The organism is Spirillospora sp. NPDC049652 (genome assembly GCF_040675125.1).
GTDB lineage: Bacteria > Actinomycetota > Actinomycetes > Streptosporangiales > Streptosporangiaceae > Spirillospora.
In genome coordinates this window covers 1-2,095 of record NZ_JBFAOF010001123.1, presented here as the reverse complement: position 1 = coordinate 2,095, position 2,095 = coordinate 1, and the positions used below count along the sequence as shown (strand labels likewise).

Sequence of the window (2,095 nt, the reverse complement as noted above, 5' to 3'; positions counted from 1 at the left end):
CGCGGCGCCCGCACGGGACCACGCGCCGCCTGCGGCGGCCAGCGACCCGCGCGCGTACGTTAGCGCACATTGGGCCAGCGGCGCGTCAAGTCCGGCCAATCGGTCGGTGTACCGCTCTGTCAGATCGCGGGCCTCGTCCGTCCGGCCGTCCGCGATCAGGGCTTCGACCAGCGTCGGGACGGCCCGGACGCCGACCGGCCACATCCCGCGCTCCTCCCAGAGGTCCACGTGCGCGGCCGTGTCGGCGAGCGCCGCGGAGACCGCGCCGTCCGCGCCGTCCGCGGCGGCCGCCCGCAGCCACGCCTCCACGACGACCGCGAGCAGCATGCCGTCGCCCGGGACGGCCGCGCCGGCGACCGCGCGCAGCCGCGCGACCACGTCCGGCGGGTTCTCCGCCGCGAGGTCCAGGCAGGCGGCGACGGCCTCGGCGAACATGCCCTCGGTGCGGTCGCGCAGCCCGTCCAGCACCTCGGGGACCGCCTCGGCGAGGCCGTCCCACTCGCCGCGCAGGTACGACACCAGCAGCAGCCCGGCGCGGCTGCGGTAGGCGATGCCGCCGATCGGGTCGATCTCGGCGCCGATCTCCCGCGCGGTGCGCAGCGAGTCGCGGGCGAGCTCGTGGTGGCCGGCGAACCCGGCGCCGAGCCCGAGCGAGTAGAACGCGTTCGCGCGCCGCGAGTCGAGCTCGGCGGGGCCGGCGCGGAGCCGGTCGCGCAGGTCCGTCCAGCGCGGGTCGCCGGTGATGAGCCGCGCCATCGACGCCTTGCCGATGACGAACTGCCGCTGCGCGGGCTCCTCGATGTTCGGGACGGTCGCGAGCGCGCGGTCCATCCACGCGGCGCGGTCGGGGGCCGACAGGCCGGTCGGCTCGGTGGGCATGCCGAGCGCGAGCATCCCCCAGGCGGCCAGGCCCGAGCGCTGGTCCAGGTCGTCCACCGACTCCCGGACGCTCACCCACTTCTCCTCGGGGTCGAGGCCGACCGAGTCCAGGTGCAGGCCGAACCGGAACCGCAGCTCGGCGCGCAGCCTGGGCGGCAGGTCCGCGTCCAGGGCGCGGGTGAACACCGCGCGCAGGTCCGGGACGTGCAGCGAGTCGAACGCCGCCTTCCCCAGCAGGACGGTCAGCTCCGCCCGCCGGACCGGCTCCAGGTCGGCGTCCCGCAGCACGCCCTCCAGCAGCCGGAACGCCTCGGCGTCGTCGCGCAGCTCCCGGGCCTGCTCGGCGGCGCGGACGGCGACCTCCACCCACTCGGCCACCCGGCCGGCCTCGCGCAGGTGGTGCGCCAGCACCCCGAGCGGCACCCGGTCCAGGTGCCGGACCCCGTCGGCGGCGCGTCCGTGCAGGTCGCGGCGGCGCGCGGCGGGGATCTCCTCGTACACCGCCTGCGCGGCCAGCACGTGCCGGAACACGAACCCGCCGCCGCGCTCGCCGAGCAGGCCGGACTCGACCGCCTCGTCCAGCCCGTCGGGGGTCCCGCCGCGCGCGACGGCGAGCAGCACCGACTGCGGGACGGCCGTCATCAGGACGGCCGCGGCCTCGGCGACCGCGCGGGCCCCGTCCGACAGCCGCGCGACGCGTTCGAGCACCGAGTCGCGCACCCGCACCGGGACGTCCAGCTCGGCGACGGTCCTGCGGGCCCAGCGCCCGTGCCGCCACGCGAGCGTGCCGCGCTGGCGCAGCAGCGCGAGCAGTTCCTGGACGGCCAGCGGCACGCCCGACCCGCGCTCGCACAGGTAGGCGGCGAGCTCGTCGGTGATGCGGTCGGCGTCGAGGATGGCCTGCGCGAGCTCGCGGGTGCGCGCGACGTCCAGCGGCGCCAGCTCGATCCGCTCGCGGGTCACCTCGGCGGCCGGGCGGGCCGTGACCAGCCGCAGGTCCGGGCCCGCGTCCTCGCCGCGGTAGGTGACCACGACCGACAGCGCGGACGGCGGGCCCGCGAGCAGGTAGTCGAGGAACTCCAGGGTCTGCTCGTCCGCCCAGTGCGCGTCCTCGACGACCAGGACGGTCGGGCCGAGCGCGGCGAACACCTCGGCGAGCCCGCGGAAGATCCGGTGCCGCTCGGCGAGCCGGTCGCCGAGCGGCTGCGGCGCGGGC

1 protein-coding gene is annotated in these 2,095 nt (G+C 77.7%); it reads right to left on the bottom strand.

Annotated features, from left to right (window positions below):
- A partial coding sequence (locus AB0J52_RS37650) for an ATP-binding protein (RefSeq protein ID WP_500187751.1) occupies positions 1-2,095 on the bottom strand: 2,095 nt, incomplete at both ends.